Source organism: Planococcus notacanthi (assembly GCF_030407825.1).
GTDB lineage: Bacteria > Bacillota > Bacilli > Bacillales_A > Planococcaceae > Planococcus > Planococcus notacanthi.
In genome coordinates this window covers 1,384,867-1,406,498 of the sequence record NZ_JASDCQ010000001.1, presented here as the reverse complement: position 1 = coordinate 1,406,498, position 21,632 = coordinate 1,384,867, and the positions used below count along the sequence as shown (strand labels likewise).

Below are 21,632 nucleotides of genomic sequence, written 5' to 3'. Positions count from 1 at the left end.
CAAAAAGGAGGGGGATTTTCCCCTCCTTTTTTTGTCGCAATTATTTCTGATAAATATTCACCAGAACGTTTGTCGGTTTTCACTGCTGGCCATTTGTTAACAGGCTGTCATGCTCCTTTTGGGATGTCCGCTGTTTTGGTCGAATTCCTTTAGGGTAAAGAAAGAAAACATACATCTTTCTTACTAAATTATTATAGCGACGCGCGCTGCTTGCTTAGGAGCAACTGGCTTCGCTGTACCCAAAGCGGCAGCAGCTGCCACGGGAAGAAGATGTTTTATTTCAACTCAACTACTGTTAAAGGAGAGATCGTTCATGACATTCAAGCGTAAAAAGATTTCAGTGATTGGTTCTGGCTTCACCGGGGCGACAACGGCATTCCTATTGGCTCAAAAAGAGCTGGGAGATGTCGTGTTGGTTGATATTCCTCCGATGGAAAATCCGGCAAAAGGAAAGGCTTTGGATATGGCGGAGGCTGGTCCTGTACAAGGATTCGATGCCCGCGTATCAGGCACATCCAATTACGAAGATACCAAGGATTCAGATCTGGTCATCATCACAGCTGGGATTGCCCGTAAACCTGGCATGAGCCGGGATGATTTGGTCCAAACCAACCAGAAAGTCATGAAAGCTGTTACAGCGGATATTGTGAAGTACTCTCCGGAGACGACAATCATCGTTCTGACAAATCCTGTTGATGCCATGACGTACACGGTTTTCCAGGCATCCGGCTTTCCGAAAGAACGTGTTATCGGACAATCGGGCGTCCTGGATTCCGCACGTTTCCGCACGTTCGTAGCTGAAGAATTGAACATTTCAGTCAAAGATGTGACTGGATTCGTGCTAGGAGGACATGGTGATGACATGGTACCGCTTGTGAGGTATTCTTATGCTGGTGGAATCCCACTGGAGTCGATGATTGCAAAAGAGCGCTTAGATGAAATTGTGGAGCGCACGCGCAAAGGCGGAGCTGAAATCGTCAATCTGTTGGGGAATGGTTCAGCTTATTACGCACCTGCCGCATCACTGGTTGAAATGGCAGAGGCCATCATCAAAGACCAGCGCCGCATCCTGCCGTCCATCGCTTATTTGGAAGGCGAGTATGGATTGAATGGCATCTACTTAGGTGTGCCAACCATTTTGGGTGCGGGCGGCATTGAAAAAATAATTGAAATTGATTTGAATGAAGAAGAAAAAACATTGTTGAACCAGTCAGCCAATTCGGTTAAAGCGGTCATGAAAGTATTGGCATAGGCAATGTGCGAAGCGGACAGGGGAACTCCTGTCCGTTTTTCTGTCCTTAAAAATCGGCAGCCCTCTGCATTCAAATGTTCCCGGTACCTTGGGCGCTTGCACTTTCATTGATTAACTTGATACTATAAGAGTATCAAGTTAATTGGAGGGATGTTATTTGTTGCTTGGGAAAAAGCGGAAATTAGGCCGGCGAGTAGAAGACATCAAAATCGGAGAAAAACTGAAACTGACAGAAAAAATTGAAGACAAAGATCTTCTTCTTTATCTGGGTTTGACTAATGACAGCAATCCGCTGTATATTCAACACGATTTTGCGGCGCAAACCGCTTTTGAAAAGCCTGTGGTGCCGAATATTATGTTGACGGGCATTCTTACATCAGCGGTTTCCAAATATATACCGGGCCCCGGTTCGTATATTACCGGACAGGAGCTGAAGTTTTTAAAACCCGTCCACCATTACGCGACGATTGATTTTTTATTGGAAGTCACCGAAGTGGATATCAAGCATAATGAGGTTGTCATCCAAGTTCAAGGAAGCGATGAACACGGGGATGTCGTGGTTCAAGGTCAAATCACAGCTAACCCACCGCAATAGGGGAACAAGTAACAACTTATGCAATAGATAATTTCTGACGCGGTTTGAGATGGGGGTTTCAAACTGAGTGTGGAGGATGTAAAATGCTGAAGAAAATATTGATCATTGAAGATGAACATTCAATTGCAACCTTATTATCCTATAACCTTGTCCAAGCGGGTTTTGAAACTATTATCGCCAACGATGGCAAACAGGGCTACGATTTGGCTCTGAGCGAGAATCCATCTTTGATTGTCTTGGATCTCATGCTTCCATCAATGGATGGCGTAGAAGTCTGTAAATCGCTGCGCCAGCAAAAAATCAATACACCGATTATTATGTTGACTGCAAAAGGTGATGAGTTCGATAAAGTCTTGGGTCTGGAATTGGGAGCGGACGATTACATGACCAAACCGTTCAGTCCAAGAGAAGTAGTTGCGCGCATTAAAGCGGTGTTGAGAAGAGCGAACAATGTCCCGACTCCGCAACAGGATTCATCCGCACCGATTTCTCTCGGAAAATTGGATGTTTATCCTGATCGATTCGAAGTATTTCTCAATAAGGAGCAGTTGGAATTTACGCCTAAAGAATTTGAGCTTCTGGTCTATTTGATGGAAAATAAAAATCGTGTGTTAACACGGGATCAGTTGCTGAGTGCTGTTTGGAAATATGATTTTGCAGGAGATACTCGCATTGTTGACGTCCATATCAGCCATTTGCGCGATAAGATAGAAGAAAACAGCCGGAAACCGACCTTCATCAAAACGATCAGGGGATTAGGCTATAAGTTTGAGGAGCCGAAAAGCTCATGAAATCTTTTCGGCATCGGCTGTTGCTCACCTTGCTGGTGTGGATTGGAACGATGCTTACGGGTCTGTTCATGATCGTGCTTCAGATACTGCAATTCTACGAAGGTACTGAGGATAATTCGAATATCTGGCTTGTTTTATTTTTGGCATTTGCGGCAGCTTTGGTGTTTTCAGGCATCGTGGGCAGCAGAATCATCGATGTCCATATCAAACCGATTGAAAATGCCACAGAGACGGCTATGGAATTGGTAAAAGGAAATTACCGGGCACGTGCATCTGAATCAAATGCACAAAGCAGTGTTGGATTAAGCCGGACCATCAATGTACTAGCGCGAAATTTGCAGGAAATTACAGCAGTCCGTATCATGGAACAGGAACGGTTGAAAACACTGATTGAAAATATGGGCAGCGCGTTGATCATGATTGATCGGCAAGGAGGCATTTCACTTGTCAATAAACCATTTCTGGAAGAATTCGATTTGGCTCCTGATCATGTCATGGGCAAGTTCTACAAAGAGCTTCGAATCCCAATAGAATTAGAAAGCTTTATTGAAGATGTGTTCATGACGGAAACCCATTCCCGTGCCCAAATTGAATTTATGTCGGGGTTAACCTTGAAAAATTTAAACGTATACGGGGCGCCGGTAATCGGAGAACATCAGCGCTGGCTTGGCATTGTAATTGTCTTCCATGATATTACGGAACTGAAGCGGTTGGAACAGATCCGCAAAGATTTTGTCGCAAACGTTTCCCATGAACTTCGGACGCCGGTCACTTCCATTAAAGGATTTTCAGAAACGCTGCTTGATGGTGCCTATAAAGATACAGAAACGTTATTGTCGTTTCTGGAAATTGTCCATACCGAAAGCAACCGGCTGGAGATGCTCATTAATGACTTGTTGGACTTATCAAGAGTTGAACAAAGTGGATTTGACGTCAAAGCCCAGCCGACGGATATGAAAGCGGTCATTAAACGGGCAGTCGAAATGATTCAACCGAAACTTGATGAAAAATCGATCCGCTTAAAGCTGGATGTAAGGCCGGCCACTGTATTCGGTGACGCTAACCGGTTAATTCAAGTGATCATGAATCTATTGATCAATGCTGTTACATATTCTAGTGCCAATACAGAAATCAATATCCGGCTTTTCGTTAAAGGCGAGCAAGCCGTCATTCAAGTGGCAGACCAAGGAATCGGTATTGAAAGCTCAGAAATCGGCCGTTTATTTGAGCGTTTTTACCGTGTTGACCGTGCACGCAGCCGCAATTCAGGCGGCACCGGTCTGGGTCTCTCCATTGTCAAACATTTAATCGAGGCGCATCATGGAAAAGTGGAAGTCGACAGTGAAGTTGGCGTCGGCACGACATTCACCATTTATTTGCCATTGGCTAGTTAATTTAGGAGGAAAGTATGGAAACCAAACACCCATTTTTGCCAATCATCATCGGCACAGACATGAATGCCTATAATATGGCCATTTCTTTTCACGAAGCATATGGCATCAAGCCGATTTTAGTCGGTAAAGAACCGTTATCATTTACTTCATTGAGCACAATTACCGAAACGATCGAATTGCGTTCTGGATTGGCGGAAGATTCCCAGTTTGCCGATATCTTAATTGATATTGCCGAAAAGTACCGAGCACCTGGAAAAACGCTTTTGCTGATCGGAACCAATGACCTGTATGTTCGGTTGATTATCGAAAACGCAAGAATTTTGCGCGAGCACTATGTCTTCAATTATATTACGGAAGATTTGATGAACCAGCTGCAGGTCAAAGCGAATTTCTATGAATTGTGTAAAGTGCATGGCATCGAAACGCCAACGACATTTTTCTATGACTGCAAATCAGCTGAACCGTTCGAGGAAGAAATGATGTACCCAATCATCATCAAGCCGAGCAACGGGATCGAATACAGCCGAAACAAGTTTGAAGGGCAGCAGAAAGTCTATAAAGTCGATAGCCCGAAAGAGATGCACAACGTCATCCAGCAAATCAAAGCAAGCGGTTATAGCGACGAATTGATCATCCAGGATTATATCCCGGGAGACGACACTTTCATGTGGGATTCGGTTATTTATGCGAATTCAAAAGGTAAGACGCAGTTGGTGACATTTGCTCAAGTAGTTTTGCAGGAGCATACTGTTACGGCCATCGGGAATTATACCGCATTGATTACACGTTTCGATAAAGAAATGATGGTCAAGCTGCAGAATTTCCTGGAAGCTGTCGGTTATACCGGTTTTGCGAATTTCGATTTGAAATACGATGCACGTGACAAAAAATTCAAAGTGTTCGAAGTAAACATTCGACAGGGCCGTTCAAGCTATTATGTGACCGCTCTTGGCCATAATATGGCTGAGTATTTTGTCGATGACCTGATTTATCGGGCGGACAAGCCGGTGACATATCTGAACGAGGATTTCCTGTTTACGGTTGTGCCGAAAGCTGTCCTGCGCAATTTCGTAGATAACAAAGCAGTTCTCAAAGACATCAAGCGCCTGATTAAGAAAGGCCAGTACGGCAATCCTTTGTTCTACAAAAAAGACAAGCATTTAAAGCGCAAGCTCTATTTGCTGGCACGGCAAGTGAATTACTATAAAAAGTACAAAAACAATCAATGGTAATTTTACAGTAACTTAACACCAGCTTCACAGTCGGATGGTAAGGTTTAATAGAACCCCCTTCAACCGCATAATTGGAAAAAGAGTCCTTCCCCGGGCTCTTTTTCTATTTTTATGAAACTATTTTACAATTATTCCGTATTACAGATAACAAGAAAAAGGGGGACTTATCATGTCGACGAAAAAGTTGTTGTCGGTGATCGGTTTGTCTATTGTGGGAATACTTCTGCTTATTGCAGTCTTTACTTCCTGGTATACAGTAGATGAATCCGAACAGGCAGTCATTGTTACATTTGGTGTAGCAAATGAAACCAATACAGAGGCCGGACTGCATTTCAAATTGCCTTGGCCAATTCAAAAAGCGGAAATCCTCTCCAAAGAAACGTATAGCCTGCAATTCGGCTATAACCAGAACGCTGAAGGGGAGATTGTGGCTTTCGATAAGGAAACCAAGATGATTACAGGAGACGAAAACATCGTCTTAACTGACTTGGTAGTCCAGTGGAAAATCACGGACCCTAAAAAATACTTGTTTAATGCGGAAGCGCCACAGGACATTTTGCACGATGCAACCTCTGCTTCCATCCGCTCCATCATCGGCAGTTCATTGATCGATGATGCCCTGACATCCGGAAAGGCCGAAATTGAAGCCGAAACCCGCGATTTGCTCGCCTCATTGATTGAGAAATACGATATCGGCATCACGGTTCTGGCAGTCAAACTGCAGGACGTTGAGCTGCCGAACGAAGAAGTGCGCGCGGCATTTACAAATGTAACGGATGCCCGAGAAACGATGAATACGAAAATCAATGAAGCGAAGAAGTATGAAAACCAAAAACGCAACGAAGCGTTGGGTGAAAAAGCCGCCATCAATTCACGTGCAGAAGGTGAAAAAGTTGCTCGTGTCCAACAGGCAACAGGGGATGTGGCTTTATTCGATAAGCTGTATCTGGAATATGACAACAATCCCGAAGTGACGAAACAGCGGATTGTCATGGAAACGCTGGAATCCGTTCTGCCAAATGCGAAACTGTACATTATGAACGACGATGGCGGGACCATGAAGTACTTGCCGCTGGATGGGCTGCAGACAGCAGTTCCGCCCGTGGCTGAAACGGAAGAAGAAGGGGGCGGCAATTAATGGAACCGAATAAACCCTTAGATGAAGTGAAAAAATACAACCCTTATGCAAAACCGAAAAAGAAAAAAGAACCGAAAGATCCCATTGATTTCAAAAAATACTGGAAGTTGATAGCCGGTCTGACAATCGCTTTCGCTGTGCTGCTTATCGTTTTGACGAACGTTTATGTGGTGAAGGAAAGTGAATACCGGGTTGTCCGCCAGTTTGGGGAAGTTGTAAAAATCCAGGAAGAGCCTGGCATCAAAATGAAAATCCCTTTTATCCAAAGTGTTACGACTTTGCCGAACTACCAAATGACTTATGACGTGTCCGAAGCGGAAATCAACACCAAAGACAAAAAACGCATCATTATTGATAATTATGCAGTTTGGCACGTAGTGAATCCGCTTGATCTTATTTCAAATGCCGGGACGATCGTCAATGCAGAAAGCCGGATGGAAGAATTCATTTATTCAGTGGTACGGACAGAACTTGGGCAATTGAATTACGATGAAATCATCAATGATGAAAATTCGTCCCGAGGTAGCCTGAACGATAATGTCACTGCTAAAGTCAATGAGCTGCTGGAAAAAGATCAATACGGCATCCGAGTGATGGATGTCCGCATCAAGCGTACGGATCTGCCTGAAGAAAATGAGCAGTCCGTGTACACGCGGATGATTTCAGAACGTGATTCCACCGCTCAGGACTATTTGTCACAAGGCGATGCGAAAAAACGTGAAATCGAAGCACAAGCTGATCGGGAAGCGCAGGAAGTAATTGCGACGGCACGTAAGGAAGCGGCATTGATCCAGGCTGAAGGTGAGTCGGAAGCTGCGAAAATCTATAACCAATCATTCTCAAAAGATCCCGAATTCTATGAACTGTACCGTTCATTGGAATCCTATAAGAAAACAATTGGTGATGACACAGTGATTATTCTGCCGTCGGATTCTCCATATGCGGATATTCTATCCGGTAATTTCGAATAAGGCCAAGGCCGTCATTTCTCTTCTATTTGCCCGCGTGGTAAAATAAAGGGAATGACGGCTTTTTTTATGGAAAGGGGTAATTTTGTGGCAAAGAAAATACTTTTATTAGATGGGAACAGCTTGGCGTATCGTGCGTTTTTCGCCTTGCCGCTGTTGACCAATGAAAATGGCATCCATACGAATGCAGTATACGGATTTACCATGATGCTTCAACGAGTATTGGAGGAAGAAAAGCCGACACATATGATCGTAGCTTTTGACGCGGGGAAAACGACTTTCCGGCATAAGACGTTCAGCGAATACAAAGGCGGACGGCAAAAGACGCCGCCTGAGTTATCGGAACAATTTCCTTATTTAAAAAAATTGATCGATGCGTACCGGATCAAACGCTATGAATTGGAGAATTACGAAGCGGATGATATTATCGGTACCTTGAGCTTGGAAGCGGAGCGGGAAGGCGACGAAGTAGTGGTCATTTCAGGAGATAAAGATTTGACGCAATTGGCTTCGCCGTCGACAACCGTTTACATCACCCGAAAAGGCATCACCGATATTGAGAAATATACAGTAGAACATATTAAAGAAAAGTATGGACTGACACCTCTTCAAATCATCGACATGAAAGGGCTGATGGGCGACTCTTCAGATAATATTCCGGGTGTGCCGGGTGTCGGTGAAAAAACGGCGTTGAAATTGTTGGCAGCCCATGGATCGGTTGAAGGCGTCTATGAAGCCATTGAACAGCAAAAAGGAAAAATGAAGGAAAAGTTGGTTGCCAATGAAGATCTTGCCTATATCAGCAAACAACTGGCTACCATCGAACGCAATGCACCGATTGACATCAGCATCGAGGAATTAAGCTATGCAGGACCGGACCAGGATGAATTGGTGAAAGTTTGGAATGAACTGGCGTTTAAATCCTTATTGGAGAAAATGGATTATACAGCTGAAGAAACCGTCAAAGAAGAATTGACATTCGAAGTGCTGTCGACTGTGGATCCGGCTATTCTGAAGGATGAAATGGCGGTTCACCTGGAATTGTATGATGAGCATTACCATAGCTGTGATTTGCTTGGGGTCTCTCTGGCGACTGACACGGAAACGTATGTGATTCCCATGGAGGTTGTGGAGCAGTCGAAGGAATTCCGTGATTGGTTCAAAGATCCATCGAAGAAAAAATTCATGGCGGATTCGAAAGCCGCAACCGCAGCATTTTTGCGCTGTGGCATTGAGCTGAAAGGCGTCGATTTCGATTTGATGCTGGGCGCTTACATCGTCAATCCTTCGCTCACTTACACGGATATGGCGAGCATTGTGCAAGAGTATGGCTATACAGATGTTTCCACCAATGAGCAGATTTACGGAAAAGGCGCTAAGAAGAAAGTGCCGGAAGATTCAATTCTACACGAGCATATCGCCAGAAAAGCACGGACCATTTGGAAAGTGCGTCCGTTGGTCGTAGACAAGCTGGAAGAAAACGAGCAATTTGATTTGTATGACAAACTGGAATTGCCGCTAGCGACTGTTCTTGGCCAAATGGAATCATTGGGCGTCATGGTCGACCGCAACCAATTATCCGAAATGGGCAAGGAATTGTCCCATAAACTGGAGAAAATCGAGTCGGACATTTACAGTCTGGCTGGACAGGAATTCAATATCAATTCACCGAAGCAACTGGGTGTAGTCCTGTTTGAGCATTTGGGATTGCCGGCGTTGAAGAAAACGAAGACAGGCTATTCAACAGCAGCGGACGTCCTGGAGAAACTGGAAGGCCAGCATGAAATTATTTCCCATATCTTGTTGTACCGCCAATTAGGCAAGTTGTTGTCTACTTATATAGAAGGTTTATTGAAAGAAATCCATAAAGACGGCAAAGTCCATACACGCTTCCAGCAAGCACTGACGACAACGGGACGCCTCAGTTCCACCAATCCGAATCTGCAGAACATTCCTGTGCGCCTGGAAGAAGGACGCAAGATCCGCAAAGCCTTTGTTCCATCCGAACCGGGCTGGGTGATGGTGGCCGCCGATTATTCGCAGATTGAATTACGAGTATTGGCGGATATGTCGGAAGATGAGCGATTGGTTCAGGCATTTAAAGACGATCGCGATATCCATACGACGACAGCAAGCGATGTTTTCCACGTGCCTGAAGAACAAGTTACCGGCGATATGCGAAGAGCGGCAAAAGCCGTCAACTTCGGAATTGTCTACGGCATCAGCGATTATGGCCTGTCACAGAACCTGAACATCACCCGGAAAGAAGCGGCAGCATTTATCGAGCGTTATTTCGAAAGCTTCCCTGGCGTTAAGACGTATATGACTACTATTGTTGCAGATGCCAAGCGGGATGGGTTTGTGACGACTTTGATGAACCGCCGGCGTTACTTGCCGGACATTACCAGCTCGAATTTCAATTTGCGCAGTTTTGCTGAGCGGACGGCAATGAATACACCGATTCAAGGCAGTGCAGCAGACATCATCAAAAAAGCTATGATCGATATGGATGCCGCATTAGAGCGTGAAGATATGCAAACGCGCATGTTGCTGCAAGTGCATGATGAATTGATTTTTGAAGCACCGCCGGAAGAAGTGGACAAACTCATGAAATTGGTGCCTGAAATAATGGAAAATGCAGTGAAGCTGAGCGTTCCATTAAAAGTCGACATTGCACAAGGCGACACTTGGTACGACACTAAATGACAGGAGGGCAACGATATGCCTGAACTTCCGGAAGTGGAAGGTGTCGTTCGGCAGATCCGCCCCGTCTCTATTGGAAAAAAGATTGAAGCAGTAGAAGTTTCAGACACCATCCGTGTGTCGAAAACGAACGGCAAAGAAGCGATCATTAAACGGATGGAAGCTGACCGGTTTATCGATAGCCTGGTCGGTGCACAAATCATCCGTGTCGAACGGCGCAGCAAATACATTTATTTTACATTGCGAAATGAAAACGAATTTTTATTGGTCAATCATTTGGGGATGTCGGGAGCCTGGTTTTATGTCGACCAGCTGCAGTCCATTCCTGAAGACAAATTCCGGCGGCATGTCCATGTGGTCCTAACATTAAGCGATGGCAATTTACTGGCGTTTTCTGATATCCGCCGCTTCGGGGAAATGAGGGTATTGCAGGAAGAGGCGGATTTTCCGCCCTTGCTGCTGATGGCACCAGAGCCTTTTGAAGCAGTCGCCCTCGATCATTTCCTTTTGATGGCGGAAAGCCCAAAATACCGGAACAAGGCCATCAAAGAAGTGATCATGGATGGCCAGGTCATTTCTGGCTGCGGCAACATTTATGCTACTGAAGCGCTTTTTAAAATGAAAATTCACCCGAAACGGGCTGCCAGCCGGATCAGCAAAAAACGCAAAGTGGAACTATTCGAAGCCATTGTGGCCGTTTTACTGGAAAGCATTGAAGCAGGAGGCAGTACCATTTCGGATTACCGCAACATCAACGGCGTATCGGGCAGCATGCAAAACCGTTTTGGCATGTATGGAAAAAAACAATGCATGGTATGTGGAACGATGACAAAAACCTTGAAAATAGGCGGGCGGGCATCGGTTTACTGTCCCGCTTGCCAGAAATGAGGATGGATGATGATCATTGGATTGACAGGCAGTATTGCCAGTGGAAAAAGCACGGTATCGGAAATGCTGAAAAACTCTGGATATCCGATTATTGATGCGGACCTTGTTGCGCGTCAGGTTGTAGAACCAGGTTCCGATACACTCGAACAAATTGAACAGGCATTCGGTCCGGAGGTAATTCGGGAAGATGGAACGATGGACCGGCCAAAAGTGGGGGAAATCATTTTCAACGATCCCGCCAAGAGGAAAATCCTGAATGACATAATCCACCCGGCCATCCGCCAGGAAATGCTTCAGCAGCGCCATGATTACATGACAGAAGGATATAAGACCATCGTTATGGACATTCCCTTGTTGTTTGAAAGCCGCCTTCAGCATCTGGTGGATAAAATTCTGGTCGTCAGCGTAACAGAAGAAAATCAATTCAACCGGTTGGTGGAGCGAAACGGCTTTACGGAAAAAGAGGCACGGGCTCGCATCAGTTCACAATTGCCGATGTCGGTGAAAGAAGATGGTGCGGATGCGGTTATATACAATAATGGAACATTGGATGAAACAAAATGGCAATTGAACAGAATTTTGGATAACTGGAAAGCGAGTCCAGAAAAAGAATAGAGATATGTGGTTTTTAAGGTTCTCTAAATGGTTAATTGTGTTATACTATATAAGAAATTAAAAACATCAGTATAACTTAATTATAAACGGAGGACTCCCACATGACAGTTTCTATTGCAATTAACGGATTTGGCCGTATTGGCCGTATGGTTTTCAGACAGGCGATAATGATGGACGATGTCACAATTACGGCAGTCAACGCCACTCATCCAGCTGAAACCCTGGCGCATTTGATTAAGTATGACACAAATCACGGCACCTTCGCAGGTGACGTATCTTCAGAAGAGGATGCATTAATTGTTAACGGGAAACGTGTTCAATTGGTAAGCGAACGCAATCCTTTGAATCTGCCATGGAAAGAAATGGGCATTGATATTGTCATTGAAGCGACAGGCAAATTCAATTCACGCGAGAAAGCGGCTCAGCATTTAGAAGCAGGAGCTAAGAAAGTCATTTTGACGGCACCTGGCAAAAAAGAGGATATCACGATCGTTATGGGCGTCAACGATGAAAAGTTGGATATCGACCAACATGACATCATCTCCAATGCAAGCTGCACAACAAACTGTCTTGCACCTGTTGTCAAAGTGCTCCATGACAAATTTGGCATCGAAAACGGTTTGATGACGACAATCCACTCTTACACAAATGACCAGCAGAACTTAGATAACCCGCATAAAGATCTTCGCCGGGCACGGGCATGTGCACAATCCATCATTCCAACTTCTACAGGTGCTGCGAAAGCGTTATCATTAGTATTGCCTGAATTACAGGGCAAACTTCATGGTATGGCATTGCGTGTACCGACACCGAATGTATCTCTTGTGGATTTGGTAGTTGACCTGGAGACAGGAGTGACCATCGAAGAAGTCAATCAGGCTTTTGTCGAAGCATCTGAAAATGGTTTAGCTGGAATTTTAAGCTTAACGATGGAGCCGTTGGTTTCTGTCGACTTCAACAGCAATCCTAGTTCAGCGATTATAGACGGTTTGTCGACAATGGTCATTGGTGACCGGAAAGTGAAAGTTCTGGCATGGTATGATAACGAATGGGGCTATTCAGCACGTGTCATCGATTTGACCAAAAAAGTTGCTCAGGCTATGGTACTGGTATCTAAATAAGGTCTTACATCCCGTTTCTTCCAGAACGTCTGGAGAAACGGGGTTTTTTTATGGAAAATTTAATGAAAGTTTTTCAATATCCAAAAGATATTATTATTGCAATTGCGATAAATCCGTTTTATACTATGAATCGTAGTTGAAAAACGACTACCACTTCTGAATTTCCATCATGTACCTCGGAATTAGGAGCGTAAGATTTTTATTCACATGACTGCTTAAAGGGTTAGGACCTCTTTGGACTAACTTTCCCCCGTGGTAGTCAACTTTGAATATTTTGCGCAAAAAACAAAATGATATCAAAGGGGGAAAACGAACCATGGAAACAATGGGACGTCACGTAATTGCAGAACTTTGGCAGTGTGATTTTGACAAATTAAACGATATGGATTTTATCGAACAAACTTTTGTTGATGCTGCACTCAAATCTGGAGCTGAAGTAAGAGAGGTAGCTTTTCATAAATTCGCGCCACAAGGTGTCAGCGGAGTTGTGATCATCTCTGAATCTCACTTAACCATCCACAGCTTCCCGGAACACGGCTATGCAAGTGTAGATGTTTATACTTGCGGCGATTTAGATCCAACTATTGCAGCGAAATATATCGCAGAAGCGCTAGGGTCAACCTCAAGTGAGCTTGTCGAAATTCCGCGCGGTATGGGTCCGGTCAGTGTTGAGAAATCCAAAGTTTCAGTAACTGTATAATCCATTAAACAAAAAACACTAAGCAGGGGACAAAATCCTCTGCTTTTTCTATTTTCCCAATGAATTTTTGTTATACTAGATACACTAGATAGAGAAGTTAGGGAGATGTCGAAATGAAATGTCCAGCTTGCCAACATAACGGCACACGTGTTGTCGATTCACGGCCAATCGATGAAATGAAGTCAATCAGAAGGCGCAGAGAATGTGAGTCATGCGGTTACCGCTTTACCACTTTCGAAAAAGTCGAAGAAATGCCGCTGATTGTCGTCAAAAAAGATGGGTCACGTGAAGAGTTCAGCCGTGAAAAAGTATTGCGGGGCTTAATTCGTGCTTGCGAAAAACGGCCGGTATCTTTGGAAGTATTGGAAGAAGTCGTCTTTACGATCGAGAAAGACCTGCGCCGAGCAGGCAACCCGGAAGTGAAATCCGAAGAAGTCGGTGAATTGGTCATGAACCGGCTGGCAACAATCGATGAAGTGGCATATGTGCGCTTCGCCTCTGTTTACCGCCAATTCAAAGACATTACAGTCTTTATCGACGAACTGAAGGATTTGCTCAATAAAAGTCCGGAAGATAAGAAAAGCGAATAAGGCGGTGACTTATGACTGCGTATTATAAAGAATTACAAGCTGCTGATCCGTATCGGATCCGCTTGCCGTACCCGTTCTCAAATTATGACCGGCAATTGTTGACGATGCTGTATCAGCCGATGATTGGAGCGGAAGCCATCGCGTTGTATTTGACGCTGTGGGCGGAAGCAGAAGGCGCTAAGGAAGAGGCAACGCATTACACGCTGATGAATACATTGGGAAACCCCATCGCGAAAATTTTTGAAGCAAGAATTCAATTGGAAGCGATCGGTTTGCTGAAGACTTATCGGAAAAACACGGATGACCGCTGCTTTATCTATGAGTTATGTCCGCCGTTAGACCCGAAAACCTTTTTTATGGATCCTTTGTTGTCGATGTTCCTATTCAGCAAAATCGGTGAAACGTCTTATCGCCGTGTACGCGATCGTTTTCTTGTGCACAATGAAATCCCTTCGGATTTTGACGAAGTGTCGCGGACGTTCACGGATATTTTCCAGCCTGTCCATGCGAAAGCAGGATATCCTCCGGCACAGCAGGATTTGCAGGAACGGAAAAAAGGTGGATACGAATCTGATTTCGAGTTTGATTTTACTTTGCTTCGCCAAGGACTGTCAGAACAGCTGGTGCCTCGGCGAGTTTTGACCGCTGTCATCAGAGAGTTCATTTCCAAACTGGCTTATCTGTATGGATGGGGGCCATTGGAAATGCAAAAAGTGGTTTTGCTGGCGATTGAAGACGATTACCGTTTGACGGTGGAGGGGCTGAAACGAGCAGCATCCGAGTACTATAAATTGACAGTTTCCACTACTGCTCCTCAGCTCGTCCAAATGCAGAAGGAAACTCCGAAACTGCCGGAAACAGAAGGAGAGGAAGTTCCGAAAACCAAACAGGACGAATTGCTGGCCTATTTGGAAACGGCGCCACCGATTCAAGTGCTCCGCGACATCGCTGATGGCAACGAACCGCTGCCGGCAGATGTCCAGCTGGCCAATCAGTTGGTGGTAACCCATGGCATGAAGCCGGCTGTCGTCAATGTGCTGCTCCAGTATGTACTCTTGCGTACTGATATGAAACTGACAAAGGCGTACGTGGAAAAAATCGCTTCGCATTGGCTGCGCAAAAATGTTACTACGGCAAAAGAAGCGATGGAACTGGCTCGCGTCGAGCATATGCAGTATATGAAGTGGAAATCAGAAGGCTCGCCTACGACAGTTGCCAAGCCGTTTACAGGCAACGGAAACCGAAAACCGCTGCGTGAAGAAAAGCTGCCGGAATGGTTCCATAATAAGGATCAGGCACGTGTCGTCAAGACCGGACCGAAAAACGATAGCCTGGAAGTGGAAAAACAAAAACTTCTTGCGAAACTTGCGCTGAAGAAAGGAAAAGGTGGTTAAATGGAACCGATTCGTGAAACATTGAAACGTGTAGTCAATGCGCCTGCTTTCTCTGAGCGATACAACGACATGCGCAAAGAAGTGCTGGCCCATCCCGGGGTCCAAAAATTCCGGGAAGACCATGCAGACGAAATAGATGATTCCACCATTGATAGAGGGCTTGGGAAGTTATATGAATATATTGATCAGTCCCATGACTGCAATAAATGCCCAAGTGTAGATGCATGCATCAACCATTTGAAAGGTTTCGAACCGAATCTGGTATTGGAGCGCGGCACCATCGGCATCTCTTACACCAAATGCCGTTTGAAAGAAGCCGCAGACAACAAACGCCATGCCTCTTCACTGATTCACAGCATGTACATGCCGAAAGAAGTCATGCAGGCGACATTGGATAAATTTGATGCAGACGAAAGCCGGATGGAAGCGTTGATGGCTGTCGGGGAATTTCTGGATCAGGTGACTGGGCCTGGCAGCCTGCCTGAAAAAGGCTTGTATTTGTACGGTCAATTCGGCATCGGCAAATCGTATTTATTGAGCGCAGCCGCCAACGAACTGGCCGAACTGAATGTCAAAACGGTATTGGTGTTCGTCCCTGAATTCATGCGGGAAATGAAACAAGCAATCGGTGACCAGACCTTGCAGGAGAAAGTCGACTACGTCAAAAAGGCCGATGTCCTGATGCTCGATGATATCGGAGCAGAAGCGATGTCGAGCTGGACGCGCGATGAAGTGCTCGGAACGATTCTCCATTACCGGATGGCTGAAAAACTCCCGACTTTCATGTCATCGAACTTTAGTTATTCGGAGTTGGAACATCATCTGACTTACTCACAGCGCGGAGAAAAAGAAGATTTGAAAGCTGCACGCGTCATGGAGCGGATTCGTGCCTTGACCAAGCCAGTGAAGCTGGAAGGTCTTAATCGCCGGAATTAACCGCTGGAAGTATTGCGTTTTAGCCCATTTCGGTTTATAGTAAAGACAATCAAGCAAAGATTTTACATGCGCAGACAAGGACAATAGTGGAATTGTACTACTTTCAGAGAGAGAAGCCCAGGCTGTAAGCTTCTTAAGTACCGGCAATCCCATTTACCACCTTCGAGCAGCAGCTGTGAACGTTTTTATCAGTAGCAGCTGACGGTACCGGCCCGTTAGCCGATGCAGAGCTTCATTCGAACGGATCTGTCCGTATCGAATAGAAGAAGGGTGGAACCACGAACTAAAGCTTCGTCCCTTTTGGGATGGAGCTTTTTTGCGTGGAAAAAAAGAAAGGCGGAAGCGGCTGTGTAGAGCCATAAGGCTTAAGGTGAGCTGCCGAAGCGGCTTTAGCCGCTGAAGCTGGACAAAGAAAAGCGGGAATACCAAGCCAGACCCTGTGGCAAGGCATTTCCGGCAGAACATATAAAAGGAGAGATTGGCATGGCAGACATGATTCAACTGAAATTCCCTGATGGAGCAGTAAAAGAGTTTGAACAGGGCACAACTACTGAGGAAATTGCACAATCAATCAGTCCGGGATTACGCAAAAAAGCGTTGGCCGGCAAAGTAGGCGACAAACTAGTCGATTTGCGTGCACCGTTGAAGGAAGATGGAGACATCGCCATCATCACACCAGAATCGGATGAGGCATTGGAAATTTTGCGTCACAGTACTGCTCACTTATTGGCACAAGCAATCAAACGGATGTATCCGGATGCAAAACTCGGTGTAGGTCCGGTCATCGAAAACGGTTTTTATTACGATATCGATACAGAGACAGCCATCACTTCAGAAGACTTGCCATTGATTGAAAAAGAAATGAAGCAACTGATCAACGAGAACTTCGAAATCATCCGCCAGGACGTAACTCGTGCAGAAGCTCAAGAACGTTTTGCGGCAATTGAAGATCCTTACAAATTGGAGCTGCTTGAAGCAATTCCAGAAGGCGATCAAGTATCCATCTACGAACAAGGCGACTTTTTTGACTTGTGCCGAGGCATTCACGTGCCTTCGACAGGAAAACTGAAAGAGTTCAAATTATTGAGTGTTGCCGGAGCTTATTGGAGAGGGAACAGCGACAACAAAATGCTTCAGCGCATCTACGGAACTGCATTCTTCAAGAAAGAAGACCTGAAAGCGCATTTGGCTATGCTGGAGGAAGCGAAAGAACGTGACCATCGCAAAATAGGGAAAGAACTGGATTTGTTCATGAATTCCCAGAAAGTTGGGCAAGGCTTGCCGATGTGGCTTCCTAAAGGGGCGACAATCCGCCGCATCATCGAACGATATATTGTCGACAAAGAAGAACGTCTGGGCTATGACCACGTTTATACTCCGGTAATGGGAAGCGTGGAGCTGTATAAAACGAGCGGCCACTGGGATCATTACCAGGATGATATGTTCCCGGTCATGAAAATGGATAACGAGGAATTGGTGCTGCGTCCAATGAACTGCCCGCATCATATGATGATTTTCAAACAAGGCATTCATTCATACCGCCAAATGCCGGTCCGTATTGCGGAACTTGGCTTGATGCACCGCTACGAAATGTCAGGTGCTTTGTCTGGATTGCAGCGTGTCCGCGGCATGACATTGAACGATGCCCACATCTTCGTCCGTCCAGACCAGATCAAAGAAGAATTCAAGCGTGTTGTTAATTTGGTGGTGGAAGTCTATAAAGATTTCGACATCAAGGATTATTCATTCCGTTTGTCCTACCGCGATCCGGCTGACAAAGAAAAATACTTTGACGATGATGCTATGTGGAACCGCGCACAAGCCATGCTGAAAGAAGCAATGGACGAACTGGAAATCGATTATATCGAAGTAGAAGGCGAAGCGGCATTCTACGGACCGAAAGTGGATGTTCAAGTGAAAACGGCGCTTGGCAAAGAAGAAACATTGTCGACTGTCCAGCTTGATTTCCTTCTGCCGGAACGCTTTGACTTGTCGTATATCGGCGAAGATGGCAAACAGCACCGTCCGGTCGTAATCCACCGTGGAGTCGTTTCGACTATGGAGCGTTTTGTGGCATTCCTGATTGAAGAATACAAAGGGGCATTCCCGACTTGGCTAGCACCAGTCCAGGTGGAATTGATTCCAGTATCGCTTGATGCACACAGTGCTTATACAAAAGAACTGCAAGAAAAACTGCAGAATCACAAGATCCGTGTGGACATTGATGAGCGCGATGAAAAGCTGGGCTATAAGATCCGCGAAGCGCAAATGCAGAAAGTTCCTTATATGCTGGTCATCGGAGACAAGGAATTGGAAGCCGGTTCTGTCAACGTCCGCAAATACGGGGAGCAGAAATCTGAAAGCATGCCATTTGAAGACTTCGTGAAACTGGTTCAAAGCGAACTTCGCTAGAAGGGTTGACAGGTCCAAAGGCACGTGATATTATAGTTAAGGTTATAGAATACTTATATGTGCAAGCAGGAGCACCCGCTTCTCACCTGATCGACCGATTGTTGGCAGGTATACACGATTGACTTTTACACGCAGAAAGAAGCGTGTTGTCATATTTGCGGGTGGACCTCTGTGGTTCACCCGCTTTTGTTTTGATCGGAACCCTGTAAACCGGTTCGGCCGGTTCACACATTTAAGCTATTCGCGACACTATCCGGAGGTGGATTACTATTAGCAAAGACATTAATGTAAATGACGGTATTCGTGCACGTGAGTTGCGAGTTATTGATCAAAACGGTGAACAACTTGGCATCAAAACACGTAACGAAGCACTTGAAATTGCAGCTCGTGTCAACTTGGATCTTGTTCTTGTGGCTCCTCAAGCTAAGCCGCCGGTTGCTCGTATCATGGACCATGGTAAATTCAAGTTCGAGCAGCAAAAGAAAGATCGTGAAATCCGTAAAAATCAGAAAGTGATAGTCGTCAAAGAAGTTCGCTTAAGCCCTTCAATTGACGATCACGATTTCAACACGAAACTTCGCAACGCGATCAAGTTCCTTGAAAAAGGCGACAAAGTGAAAGCTTCTATTCGTTTTAAAGGCCGTGCAATTACGCACAAAGAAATCGGACAACGTGTTCTTGAACGTTTCGCAGAAGCGTGCAAAGAAGTTGCAACGGTTGAACAGCGCCCTAAAATGGATGGTCGCAGCATGTTCTTGATGCTTGCACCAGTCAACGAAAAAGAATAAGAGATCATTGTTTAGGAGGAATTCGAAATGCCGAAAATGAAAAGCCATAGAGGTGCGTCTAAACGTTTCAAAAAAACGGGTACTGGTAAAGTAAGACGCAACAGCTCACACACTAGCCACTTATTTGCAAACAAATCAACTAAGCAAAAGCGTAAACTTCGCAAAGGGAAATTAGTTTCTTCAGGCGACTTGAAACGCATCAAATCATTAATCTATAACATGAAATAAGAAAAGCGTAAGCGCCCGTATAGATTCGATGGGCATAAGACGAAGAGGCGAAGCGGTGCTTATTGCCGCACAGCTGCTTTAGCTTATGATTCCGAGAACTGGGTGCTGAAGTCTAGACAAGCAACAAAAAATCGAATTTTATATATTCAGCAGGAGGTAATGTGATATGCCACGCGTAAAAGGTGGAACAGTGACGCGCCAGCGTCGTAAAAAGGTCATTAAATTAGCAAAAGGTTATTATGGTGCAAAGCACATCCTTTTCAAAGTAGCAAACCAACAGGTAATGAAGTCAGGTAACTATGCTTACCGTGACCGTCGCAACAAAAAACGTGATTTCCGTAAACTATGGATTACACGTATCAACGCAGCAGCTCGCATGAACGACATTTCATACAGCCGTCTTATGCACGGATTGAAAGTTGCAGGCATCGACATCAACCGCAAAATGCTAGCTGAAATCGCTGTATCTGATGCAGCTGCATTCACAGCATTGGTTGATCAAGCGAAGCAAGCAGTAGCTAAGTAATAAAAGCGTAAGCGCCTGTTTAGGCCCGACAGGCTTAAGGCGGACCATCGAAGCGGCGTTCTTTGCCGCATAGATGGGCTGACTTAAGACCCCGAGGGACTAGGCGCTGAAGCTGGATAGTAATAAATGCTGAAATGACCGTTATGCTCCGACAGGCATAAGATGAACTTCCGAAGCGGCGCTTTTTGCCGCACAGGAAGGGCAGCTTATGACCCGAGGAGCAGGTCATTGAAGCTGGATAGTATAAAAGCGTAAGCGCCTGTCCAGGCCCGACAGGCTTAAGGCGGACCATCGAAGCGGCGTACTTTGCCGCATAGATGGGCTGACTTAAGACCCCGAGGGGCTAGGCGCTGAAGCTGGATAGTAATAAATGCTGAAATGACCGTTATGCTCCGACAGGCATAAGTTGAACTTCCAAAGCGGCGCTTTTTGCCGCACAGGAAGGGCGGCTTATGTCCCGAGGAGCAGGTCATTGAAGCTAGAGTAATAAAAGCGTAAGCGCCTGACCAAGCGGTCCATAGACATCACACAACTAGAAAGCTGCAATGCTCAGGCGTTTAGCGAACAATAAAAAAGACTGACGAATTTTCGTCAGTCTTTTCTTATGGAGGAAAACCTTATGTTCTTGATTATTGCTGCGTATTTCGCGATTTTGACCATCATGGCTTTCATTATGATGAAGGTCGACAAACACCAGGCTCAACGGCGCGGACAACGGATTCCTGAAAAGAACCTGTGGACTGTTGCCATTTTTGGCGGAGGCATCGGCGCTTATCTTGGCATGATGGCATTTCGCCACAAAACCAAACACACCAATTTCCGTGTCGGTTTTTTGATGCTTGCCATGCTGGATGCTGCCATTTTAATCTGGTGCTACCTGAAATTTTTTAATGGCTGGGCATAATGCTCATTGGTTTTGCTTCATTAACTGTTCAATCGGATTTTTCCAATTGATGCGGGCTTCGGGATAATTCATTAAGATCTCTTTTTCGAGGAAATGAAAATCTTCTTTCGTGAAGCCCTGCAATTTGTCGGGATTTTCTACCCACACAAATATGGAAACCACTTCGAATGCATTTTCAGTAGTACCAAGATATTTTTCGCCTTCGAACAACACACCACGAAAAGCGATGAAAAAGTTCTTTTGTACATTTTTTACATCATCAAGGAAATAATACGTACCTGATTCAAGGGCAGAGTCTAATTTTCTTTTCGGATCTACAATAAAACGGATCAATCGATAGAATAAGTAGATAATCAATGCCAGTACAATGAGGCGTATGAGAAAAGCCATCTGAATTACCTCCTAAGTTACATAGTCCTATCTGTCTTATATACGAATCAAAAGTAGTTTGGTTTCA

21 protein-coding genes and 1 other annotated feature are annotated in these 21,632 nt (G+C 45.1%); of the genes, 20 read left to right on the top strand and 1 reads right to left on the bottom strand.

Annotated elements, in window-relative coordinates; all coding sequences use genetic code 11:
- The first annotated feature begins 313 nt into the window (after nucleotides 1-313).
- The 20 genes from mdh (at nucleotide 314) to QMA01_RS06780 (ending at nucleotide 21,175) form a co-directional block, all read left to right on the top strand.
- Nucleotides 314-1,252, top strand: a complete 939-nt coding sequence (mdh, locus tag QMA01_RS06875; protein ID WP_191716038.1) for a malate dehydrogenase — start codon at nucleotides 314-316, stop codon at nucleotides 1,250-1,252.
- Nucleotides 1,253-1,409: 157 nt separating this feature from the next.
- Nucleotides 1,410-1,847 carry a MaoC/PaaZ C-terminal domain-containing protein gene (locus tag QMA01_RS06870; RefSeq protein WP_191716037.1) on the top strand — a complete coding sequence of 146 codons (438 nt, stop codon included), beginning with the start codon at nucleotides 1,410-1,412 and terminating at the stop codon, nucleotides 1,845-1,847.
- 83 nt (nucleotides 1,848-1,930) lie between these two features.
- The gene (locus QMA01_RS06865; RefSeq protein WP_191716036.1) at nucleotides 1,931-2,638 is read left to right on the top strand and encodes a response regulator transcription factor; all 708 of its coding nucleotides are present in this window, start codon (nucleotides 1,931-1,933) and stop codon (nucleotides 2,636-2,638) included.
- Nucleotides 2,635-4,032 (top strand): two-component system histidine kinase PnpS, encoded by a 1,398-nt coding sequence (pnpS, locus tag QMA01_RS06860; RefSeq protein WP_191716035.1) that lies wholly within the window; start codon nucleotides 2,635-2,637, stop codon nucleotides 4,030-4,032. The genes QMA01_RS06865 and pnpS overlap by 4 nt, the downstream gene beginning before the upstream one ends.
- 14 nt (nucleotides 4,033-4,046) lie before the next feature.
- Nucleotides 4,047-5,264: a carboxylate--amine ligase gene (locus QMA01_RS06855; RefSeq protein ID WP_290214589.1), complete on the top strand. Its 1,218-nt coding sequence runs from the start codon at nucleotides 4,047-4,049 to the stop codon at nucleotides 5,262-5,264.
- 169 nt (nucleotides 5,265-5,433) lie between these two features.
- Nucleotides 5,434-6,402, top strand: coding sequence for an FtsH protease activity modulator HflK (gene hflK / locus QMA01_RS06850; RefSeq protein ID WP_203339727.1), 969 nt, complete (start codon nucleotides 5,434-5,436; stop codon nucleotides 6,400-6,402).
- Entirely contained in the window at nucleotides 6,402-7,373 is a 972-nt protein-coding gene (hflC, locus tag QMA01_RS06845; RefSeq protein WP_191716032.1) for a protease modulator HflC, read from the top strand. Before hflK ends, hflC begins: the two co-directional genes overlap by 1 nt.
- A gap of 66 nt (nucleotides 7,374-7,439) precedes the next feature.
- Nucleotides 7,440-10,076: a DNA polymerase I gene (gene polA / locus QMA01_RS06840; RefSeq protein ID WP_290214588.1), complete on the top strand. Its 2,637-nt coding sequence runs from the start codon at nucleotides 7,440-7,442 to the stop codon at nucleotides 10,074-10,076.
- A gap of 15 nt (nucleotides 10,077-10,091) precedes the next feature.
- A complete protein-coding gene (gene mutM, locus QMA01_RS06835) occupies nucleotides 10,092-10,961 on the top strand; it encodes a bifunctional DNA-formamidopyrimidine glycosylase/DNA-(apurinic or apyrimidinic site) lyase (protein WP_290214587.1) in 870 nt (289 codons plus the stop codon).
- A 9-nt stretch (nucleotides 10,962-10,970) separates the two neighbouring features.
- Nucleotides 10,971-11,576, top strand: a complete 606-nt coding sequence (gene coaE, locus QMA01_RS06830; protein ID WP_191716077.1) for a dephospho-CoA kinase — start codon at nucleotides 10,971-10,973, stop codon at nucleotides 11,574-11,576.
- Between the two features lie 101 nt (nucleotides 11,577-11,677).
- Nucleotides 11,678-12,697, top strand: coding sequence for a glyceraldehyde-3-phosphate dehydrogenase (locus QMA01_RS06825; RefSeq protein ID WP_191716029.1), 1,020 nt, complete (start codon nucleotides 11,678-11,680; stop codon nucleotides 12,695-12,697).
- A gap of 316 nt (nucleotides 12,698-13,013) precedes the next feature.
- Nucleotides 13,014-13,397, top strand: a complete 384-nt coding sequence (gene speD, locus QMA01_RS06820) for an adenosylmethionine decarboxylase (protein ID WP_191716028.1) — start codon at nucleotides 13,014-13,016, stop codon at nucleotides 13,395-13,397.
- A gap of 113 nt (nucleotides 13,398-13,510) precedes the next feature.
- On the top strand, nucleotides 13,511-13,987 hold the full coding sequence (nrdR, locus tag QMA01_RS06815) for a transcriptional regulator NrdR (RefSeq protein ID WP_191716027.1): 477 nt from the start codon (nucleotides 13,511-13,513) through the stop codon (nucleotides 13,985-13,987).
- Nucleotides 13,988-13,998: 11 nt separating this feature from the next.
- Nucleotides 13,999-15,381: a replication initiation and membrane attachment family protein gene (locus QMA01_RS06810; protein ID WP_191716026.1), complete on the top strand. Its 1,383-nt coding sequence runs from the start codon at nucleotides 13,999-14,001 to the stop codon at nucleotides 15,379-15,381.
- Nucleotides 15,382-16,317 carry a primosomal protein DnaI gene (gene dnaI, locus QMA01_RS06805; protein WP_191716025.1) on the top strand — a complete coding sequence of 312 codons (936 nt, stop codon included), beginning with the start codon at nucleotides 15,382-15,384 and terminating at the stop codon, nucleotides 16,315-16,317.
- A 483-nt stretch (nucleotides 16,318-16,800) separates the two neighbouring features.
- Nucleotides 16,801-18,729 carry a threonine--tRNA ligase gene (thrS, locus tag QMA01_RS06800; protein ID WP_191716024.1) on the top strand — a complete coding sequence of 643 codons (1,929 nt, stop codon included), beginning with the start codon at nucleotides 16,801-16,803 and terminating at the stop codon, nucleotides 18,727-18,729.
- A gap of 57 nt (nucleotides 18,730-18,786) precedes the next feature.
- Nucleotides 18,787-18,927: a sequence feature (ribosomal protein L20 leader region), on the top strand.
- 83 nt (nucleotides 18,928-19,010) lie between these two features.
- Nucleotides 19,011-19,517 carry a translation initiation factor IF-3 gene (gene infC / locus QMA01_RS06795; protein WP_191716076.1) on the top strand — a complete coding sequence of 169 codons (507 nt, stop codon included), beginning with the start codon at nucleotides 19,011-19,013 and terminating at the stop codon, nucleotides 19,515-19,517.
- A 27-nt stretch (nucleotides 19,518-19,544) separates the two neighbouring features.
- Complete coding sequence (rpmI, locus tag QMA01_RS06790; RefSeq protein WP_191716023.1) at nucleotides 19,545-19,745, top strand: 50S ribosomal protein L35; 201 nt, start codon at nucleotides 19,545-19,547, stop codon at nucleotides 19,743-19,745.
- A gap of 166 nt (nucleotides 19,746-19,911) precedes the next feature.
- Nucleotides 19,912-20,271: a 50S ribosomal protein L20 gene (gene rplT / locus QMA01_RS06785; protein ID WP_146557605.1), complete on the top strand. Its 360-nt coding sequence runs from the start codon at nucleotides 19,912-19,914 to the stop codon at nucleotides 20,269-20,271.
- Between the two features lie 619 nt (nucleotides 20,272-20,890).
- The gene (locus QMA01_RS06780; RefSeq protein ID WP_290214586.1) at nucleotides 20,891-21,175 is read left to right on the top strand and encodes a DUF1294 domain-containing protein; all 285 of its coding nucleotides are present in this window, start codon (nucleotides 20,891-20,893) and stop codon (nucleotides 21,173-21,175) included.
- A 3-nt stretch (nucleotides 21,176-21,178) separates the two neighbouring features.
- Here the strand turns inward: QMA01_RS06780 and QMA01_RS06775 are convergent, their stop codons facing one another.
- Nucleotides 21,179-21,565 (bottom strand): sigma-w pathway protein ysdB, encoded by a 387-nt coding sequence (locus tag QMA01_RS06775; protein WP_191716021.1) that lies wholly within the window; start codon nucleotides 21,563-21,565, stop codon nucleotides 21,179-21,181.
- Nucleotides 21,566-21,632 lie beyond the last annotated feature (67 nt).

Excerpts from the sequence above, each read along its gene's own strand:
- QMA01_RS06780 (WP_290214586.1), top strand. The coding sequence starts at position 20,891 with ATGTTCTTGATTATTGCTGCGTATTTCGCGATTTTGACCATCATGGCT.
- polA (WP_290214588.1), top strand. The coding sequence starts at position 7,440 with ATGGAAAGGGGTAATTTTGTGGCAAAGAAAATACTTTTATTAGATGGG.
- mutM (WP_290214587.1), top strand. The coding sequence starts at position 10,092 with ATGCCTGAACTTCCGGAAGTGGAAGGTGTCGTTCGGCAGATCCGCCCC.
- QMA01_RS06825 (WP_191716029.1), top strand. The coding sequence starts at position 11,678 with ATGACAGTTTCTATTGCAATTAACGGATTTGGCCGTATTGGCCGTATG.
- speD (WP_191716028.1), top strand. The coding sequence starts at position 13,014 with ATGGAAACAATGGGACGTCACGTAATTGCAGAACTTTGGCAGTGTGAT.
- coaE (WP_191716077.1), top strand. The coding sequence starts at position 10,971 with ATGATCATTGGATTGACAGGCAGTATTGCCAGTGGAAAAAGCACGGTA.
- QMA01_RS06865 (WP_191716036.1), top strand. The coding sequence starts at position 1,931 with ATGCTGAAGAAAATATTGATCATTGAAGATGAACATTCAATTGCAACC.
- mdh (WP_191716038.1), top strand. The coding sequence starts at position 314 with ATGACATTCAAGCGTAAAAAGATTTCAGTGATTGGTTCTGGCTTCACC.
- nrdR (WP_191716027.1), top strand. The coding sequence starts at position 13,511 with ATGAAATGTCCAGCTTGCCAACATAACGGCACACGTGTTGTCGATTCA.
- dnaI (WP_191716025.1), top strand. The coding sequence starts at position 15,382 with ATGGAACCGATTCGTGAAACATTGAAACGTGTAGTCAATGCGCCTGCT.
- rpmI (WP_191716023.1), top strand. The coding sequence starts at position 19,545 with ATGCCGAAAATGAAAAGCCATAGAGGTGCGTCTAAACGTTTCAAAAAA.
- QMA01_RS06855 (WP_290214589.1), top strand. The coding sequence starts at position 4,047 with ATGGAAACCAAACACCCATTTTTGCCAATCATCATCGGCACAGACATG.
- hflC (WP_191716032.1), top strand. The coding sequence starts at position 6,402 with ATGGAACCGAATAAACCCTTAGATGAAGTGAAAAAATACAACCCTTAT.
- QMA01_RS06810 (WP_191716026.1), top strand. The coding sequence starts at position 13,999 with ATGACTGCGTATTATAAAGAATTACAAGCTGCTGATCCGTATCGGATC.
- QMA01_RS06775 (WP_191716021.1), bottom strand. The coding sequence starts at position 21,565 with ATGGCTTTTCTCATACGCCTCATTGTACTGGCATTGATTATCTACTTA.
- rplT (WP_146557605.1), top strand. The coding sequence starts at position 19,912 with ATGCCACGCGTAAAAGGTGGAACAGTGACGCGCCAGCGTCGTAAAAAG.
- thrS (WP_191716024.1), top strand. The coding sequence starts at position 16,801 with ATGGCAGACATGATTCAACTGAAATTCCCTGATGGAGCAGTAAAAGAG.
- hflK (WP_203339727.1), top strand. The coding sequence starts at position 5,434 with ATGTCGACGAAAAAGTTGTTGTCGGTGATCGGTTTGTCTATTGTGGGA.
- pnpS (WP_191716035.1), top strand. The coding sequence starts at position 2,635 with ATGAAATCTTTTCGGCATCGGCTGTTGCTCACCTTGCTGGTGTGGATT.